Source organism: Fluviicola sp., from assembly GCF_029266855.1.
Lineage (GTDB): Bacteria > Bacteroidota > Bacteroidia > Flavobacteriales_D > Crocinitomicaceae > Fluviicola.
The window spans coordinates 47,103-53,146 of record NZ_JAQSWB010000013.1; the positions used below are offsets into that span (position 1 = coordinate 47,103).

The following is a 6,044-nucleotide window of genomic DNA, read 5'->3' on the forward strand; positions in this document are numbered from 1 at the left end:
TGTACAAGACTCATATCCTAAAATTCTGCTCCGGTTTCTTTGTACTAAGGGCGACATCATTCCGGACTCCTTCCAAAAACTCTTCGAATCCAAAAAATCATTTCCTTCAATTCAGCTGATTTCTTAGCTGAACTATTAACTTTGTAATTCTTTAAAAGTGAATCCAATTTCTATGAAAGAAAAAGATATGAAATTCGGTACCAAAGCTATTCATGCCGGCGTACAACCCGATCCTACAACAGGGGCAATCATGACTCCTATTTTTCAAACCTCTACTTACGTTCAGGAAGCTCCCGGAGTAAATAAAGGATACGGATATGCCAGAGGAAAAAACCCCACACGTGAAGCACTTCAGGCAAACATTGCTGCTTTGGAAAACGGGAAACACTGTGTTTGTTTCAGCAGTGGTGTTGCTGCTACTGATGCGGTACTTAAATTGTTAAAACCGGGAGACGAAGTCATTACCGGAGATGACCTGTACGGCGGAAGCTACCGTTTATTCACAAAGATCTATGAGAAATTCGGAATCAAGTTTCATTTCATCAATTTGACAAATGCAGAGAATGTAAAACAATACATCAACGCAAACACCAAACTGATCTGGGCTGAAACACCAACAAATCCAACAATGCAAATCATTGATATTGCCGCGGTTTCTGCCATAGCAAAAGCCAACAATATCCTCATGGTAGCTGACAATACATTTGCTTCACCCTATTTGCAAAATCCCCTAGACCTGGGAGCAGATATCGTGATGCATTCCGTTACCAAATACTTAGGTGGTCATTCCGATGTAGTAATGGGAGCCTTGATTACAAATGACGATTCCCTTCACGAGCAAATCTATTTTATTTTAAACAGCTCGGGAGCAAATCCGGGGCCAATGGATTCTTTTTTGGTATTGAGAGGAATTAAAACATTGCATTTACGTATGCAGCGTCATTGTGAAAACGGAAAGCAAATTGCACACTTCCTTAAAAACCATCCGGCGATAGAAAAAGTATATTGGCCAGGTTTCCCGGAACATCCGAATCATGAAATTGCAAAAAAACAAATGCGGGATTTTGGCGGAATGATTTCAATCGTTCTGAAAGACAAGAGTGTGGAAAACACTTATAAAGTGGCTTCATCATTCAAAGTATTCTCATTGGCGGAATCTTTGGGAGGTGTTGAATCACTGATCAATCATCCTGCAACGATGACCCATGCTTCAATTCCGAAAGAAGAGCGCGAAAAAGCAGGTGTTGTAGACAATTTACTTCGCCTGAGCGTTGGTGTGGAGCACGTAGATGATCTGATCGCAGATTTAGAACAAGCTTTGGCTTAAATTCAAAATAGTATAATTTTAAGAGCGTTTCTTCTGATTTTAGATGAAGCGCTTTTTTTATTTAAAGACCCAAATAATTGAAAAGTTTTATACTATTCCTCTTTTCAATTTTCAATTGAGTTTTGCATTTTGCATTCATCATTTCGAATCATATAAATATGGTCATTATAACAGGAACATCGAGGGGAATCGGAAAGGCGATCGCAGAGAATTATTTATCTCTTGGCGAACTAGTAATCGGCATCGGGAGAAATCACACAATCTCCCACCCAAATTATTCACCAATTATTTGTGATTTAAATAATCCCGAATCGGTCGATCGGATCTCTTTCCCACAGCTCAACGAAGAACCGGTCATTTTTATCCATAATGCCGGAATTTTAGGAAGAGTTGATTATTTTGAAAAATTAGAATCCGTAGAACTTGCCCGCGTGATGCAGGTCAACTTGTTCGCAGGAGCTGCTATCCTGCAAAGATTACTCAATTACATTCCAAAAACCCGGATTTTCAAATCAATTTTCATCAGTTCAGGGGCGGGGAAAAACCCAATAGCATCCTGGGCAGCATATTGTGCCTCTAAAGCAGCTGTGGATCTTTTTTGTCAGACCATTCAACTTGAGGAACAGCAACTAGGAAGAGAAAAATTTCACTGTCTTTCGGTAGCACCGGGAGTTGTGGACACAGATATGCAGGTAATGATCCGGGAAACCAGCGCGGATTCATTTTCAGAAGTGGAACGTTTTAGAGAATACAAACATTCGAATCAACTTTATTCTCCGGAACTGGTTGCAAAGAAGTTATACAAACTAATTCACGAAACTCCCTTAGAGCAGGTCATTTATTCTCTTCGCGATATTCAATTGTGAAGTTAATTTTAAATAATTGTTATTCATATCGTTGTAAAGTTTTTAAAGAAGGATTCATTTCTTAAACAAATATTGTAACTTGTTGCACTCAAATTACGATACTTATAATAAAACTAGCTAGAACTTTAGATAATGAAAAAGCGACTCTCTACTCTTTTAACCCTAACCTTATGCGCTTCTAATTCTGTCTTTTCGCAACATCAGGAGCGTAAACCGGACAAAGAAAACATGCGTGACGGTGAACATGTCGAATACTGTATCACCCATAAAAAAATGAATGCACTGCTTTCAAATCCGGAACATGCAAAGCAATTTGCCAAGGAACAACAGGAATTTGACAATGCACTTCATGCGAAAAAAGGTAACAATTCAACAAAGGCACTTGAATATACTATCCCGGTAGTATTCCATGTATTACATAACGGCGGAGCCGAGAATATCTCCAAAGATCAAATCATGTCGGCTTTAGCAATCCTAAACAGGGATTATGCCATGTTAAATCCGGATACCATTTCAGTTCAGCCACCCTTTCAAAGTATTCGCAGCAAAGCGGACATTAAATTCGTACTTGCAACAAAGGCACCAAACGGAGCGTGTTTTTCTGGAATTACCAGAACACAAAGCACAGCAACCAGCAACGGAGAAGACGGACAAGCTCAGGTAAATGCTATTATCGCCGGGAATGACGTTTACAACAATCAGTGGCCGGGTAATAAGTACCTGAACATCTTTATCTGCCAGGACATCGGCGGTGCAGCCGGCTATACTACGAATCCATGGAGCGGGACAGCTACTTCCATGTACAATGGAATCTGGGTACTCAGCACTTACGTAGGCGATATCGGTACATCCTCTACTTACACAAGCCGGACATTGACACATGAAGTCGGACACTGGTTAAACTTATCCCATGTTTGGGGCGGAACAAATAATCCCGGTGTAAGCTGCGGCTCGGATGGTGTATCCGACACACCGGCATGTATTGGTTCAACTTCATGCATGCTGAATTCAAATACCTGCAGCAGTGATAATGCTTACTGGGGATTTGACCAGGTTGATAATGTGGAGAATTACATGGATTATTCTTACTGCTCAAAAATGTTTACTGCAGGTCAGGTAGACCGAATGAGAACTGCACTTACAATTGCTTCAACCGGAAGAGCGAACATGGTTTCAGCATCCAATTTAACTGCCGTAGGTGCAAATACTGCTCCTATACTTTGTACTGCAAAATTCAGTGCTCCAAGAAGAGTTATCTGCCAGGGAGAAAGCATTCAATTTACAGATGAATCCTTCAATGCCGTATCCGGATGGAACTGGACATTTGCCGGAGGTTCTCCTGCAACTTCAATAGCTCAAAATCCAACAGTAACGTACAACACACCCGGAACTTACGCCGTACAACTTGAGGCTACAGACGGAGCTAATTCAAATACAGCAAACATTGTTGATTACATCACCGTATTGCCGGCACCAACCGGACTGCCTTACTATGAAAGCTTTGAGACGTTTACCAGTTTCACAAATCCGCTTTGGTTTGTTCGCAACGGAGGTGGAAATCAGTGGGCTGTTACTACAACTGTAGGTCGAACAGGCACGAACTCTGCCAAACTGGAGAACTACGGGCAAGCAGTGAATCAAATTGATGAATTGGAATCGCGATCAATCGATCTTTCGGGAATCACATCTTCAACGAATGCAACATTATCCTTCAGATATGCTTACAGAAAAAGAACGTCTACCAATACAGATTTGTTTAAAGTCTTTTTATCAAAAGATTGCGGAGAAGTGTGGGATGTGCGCAAAACACTGACTGCTGCAACCATGTCAGGCGCCAACCTTGCTACATCGCAATGGACACCGACCCCAGCTGATTGGGTAACCGTCCATATGACTAACGTTACCAGTGCATATTGGAATGAGAACTTCAGATTTAAGTTCCAGTTTACCGCAGGGGGTGGAAACAACATTTATATTGACGACATTAATATATACGCCGGAGCACCTTCAGACGATATTGTTTTAGGTATCACTGATTTAGAATCATTCCAAAACATTAATTTATTTCCTAATCCTGCTGAAAATGAGCTGCAAATCAGCTTTAGTTCTCAAACAGGGAATATGCAGTTGGAATTTGCCATAACAGATCTGTCAGGAAAGCTGATCAAAACGCTTCCGGTCAATGCACACGAAGGATCAAACCTGGTGCTGATCGAAACTTCGGATCTGTCTGCGGGAACTTACTTGATTAAAATGTCGCGTTCCGGACAAGAAAGAACTTTCCATTTCGTAAAGAAATAATCTGATTTAGAAAAATTGAGGGTTGAGGAAGTGATTTCTCAACCTTTAATTTTTTCCATTAGTTTCTGTTTAATCAACAATTCTGACACTTAAAGCAATTTCTGATACACCCCATTCAAAAAGTCAGTAAATTTCGTGGATTGAACTATATTCTCTTTCCAACTTTCCCTCATCATTTAAATCATTGTTATAAAACAAGCTAGAATTAATAAAATGAAAAAACAATTTTACTCTCTCTTAGCAATCTCACTTATTTCCATGGGGAGTTTTGCTCAAATGCCCGAACGCATTTTGGATAAAAGCAACATGCGAGAAGGCGAGCACGTTGAATACTGTACTACCCACAAGAAACTGGCAGAACTTAGAAAAGACCCTAAGATGGCTGCAATGATTGATGGAGCTCAAGCGGAGATGCAAAATCATGCAAAATCCAAGGGAGACAATAATACAACCAAGGCTACTGTTTATAAGATCCCGGTGGTATTCCATATTATCCATAACAATGGTACCGAAAACATTTCCAAGGAACAGGTAGCAGATGCTGTTGCAATCCTTAACAGGGATTACAGAAAGTTAAATACAGATGCTAACAATGTTCAAACTCCTTTCCAGGGAATGCCTACTGATGTTGAAATCGAATTCGAATTGGCTAAAAAAGCTCCCAATGGGGCATGTTTTGCTGGTATTACGAGAACAAGCACTGCACTCACCGTAGCTCCCCCGGATCAGGGATGGAGCAATCCCGGAGGACTTCAACAGGTAAACGCGGTGATTAACGGAAATGATATTTACCAGGGAGTATGGCCTCATACAAAGTACTTAAATATTTATGTTGCTGCTGATATCGGCGGAGCTGCCGGTTATACGTATAACCCTATGACTAACGCAACAGCCTCTGCTTCGAACATGTATTATAACGGCATTTTTATCTTAAGTACTTATACCGGTTCTATAGGAACGTCCTCTGTAAATTCAAGCCGTTCATTAACTCATGAGGTTGGTCACTGGTTGAACTTAGAACATGTTTGGGGACCGAATAATAACCCTGGAAATGCTGCCAGCTGTTCAGATGACGATGGTGTTCAGGACACTCCTATGTGCATTGGAGTTACATCTTGTTCACTTAGCTCGAATACCTGTAATGACCCAGTTCAACAGCCGGCCGAAATCAATTAATTACAGTTTCAAATCACGCTGCTACGGGAATCAATACCACACCGACTTTATGTACTGCAAAATTCAGTACTTCCAGAACGGTAATCTGTGCCGGTGAATCCATTACATTTACAGACGAATCTTACAATGCGGCAACAGGCTGGACCTGGACATTTACCGGTGGGTCTCCCGCTTCATCAAGTCAGCAAAACCCAACAGTCACTTACAACACACCGGGAACATATGCTGTTCAGCTTCAGGCAACTGACGGAACTAACAGTAATACTTCAAACGTCCCTGCTTATATTACCGTATTACCAGCAGGTGGAAACCTTCCTTTATACGAGAGCTTTGAGAGTTCGATGAACTTAAGCAGTCCAAACTGGTTTGTTTTT

Annotated in this window: 5 protein-coding genes; all 5 read left to right on the top strand. The window is 41.0% G+C overall.

What is annotated here, in order from left to right:
- The first annotated feature begins 172 nt into the window (after positions 1-172).
- The gene (locus K0S23_RS18285; RefSeq protein WP_300360312.1) at positions 173-1,327 is read left to right on the top strand and encodes a cystathionine gamma-synthase; all 1,155 of its coding nucleotides are present in this window, start codon (positions 173-175) and stop codon (positions 1,325-1,327) included.
- A 158-nt stretch (positions 1,328-1,485) separates the two neighbouring features.
- Positions 1,486-2,193 carry an SDR family NAD(P)-dependent oxidoreductase gene (locus tag K0S23_RS18290; RefSeq protein WP_300360313.1) on the top strand — a complete coding sequence of 236 codons (708 nt, stop codon included), beginning with the start codon at positions 1,486-1,488 and terminating at the stop codon, positions 2,191-2,193.
- 132 nt (positions 2,194-2,325) lie between these two features.
- Positions 2,326-4,494, top strand: a complete 2,169-nt coding sequence (locus K0S23_RS18295) for a M43 family zinc metalloprotease (RefSeq protein ID WP_300360314.1) — start codon at positions 2,326-2,328, stop codon at positions 4,492-4,494.
- A 213-nt stretch (positions 4,495-4,707) separates the two neighbouring features.
- A complete protein-coding gene (locus tag K0S23_RS18300) occupies positions 4,708-5,670 on the top strand; it encodes a M43 family zinc metalloprotease (protein WP_300360316.1) in 963 nt (320 codons plus the stop codon).
- 101 nt (positions 5,671-5,771) lie between these two features.
- A partial coding sequence (locus K0S23_RS18305) for a PKD domain-containing protein (protein WP_300360317.1) occupies positions 5,772-6,044 on the top strand: 273 nt, incomplete at its 3' end.

Coding starts and splice junctions, on each gene's coding strand:
- K0S23_RS18285 (WP_300360312.1), top strand. CDS start 173: ATGAAAGAAAAAGATATGAAATTCGGTACCAAAGCTATTCATGCCGGC.
- K0S23_RS18290 (WP_300360313.1), top strand. CDS start 1,486: ATGGTCATTATAACAGGAACATCGAGGGGAATCGGAAAGGCGATCGCA.
- K0S23_RS18295 (WP_300360314.1), top strand. CDS start 2,326: ATGAAAAAGCGACTCTCTACTCTTTTAACCCTAACCTTATGCGCTTCT.
- K0S23_RS18300 (WP_300360316.1), top strand. CDS start 4,708: ATGAAAAAACAATTTTACTCTCTCTTAGCAATCTCACTTATTTCCATG.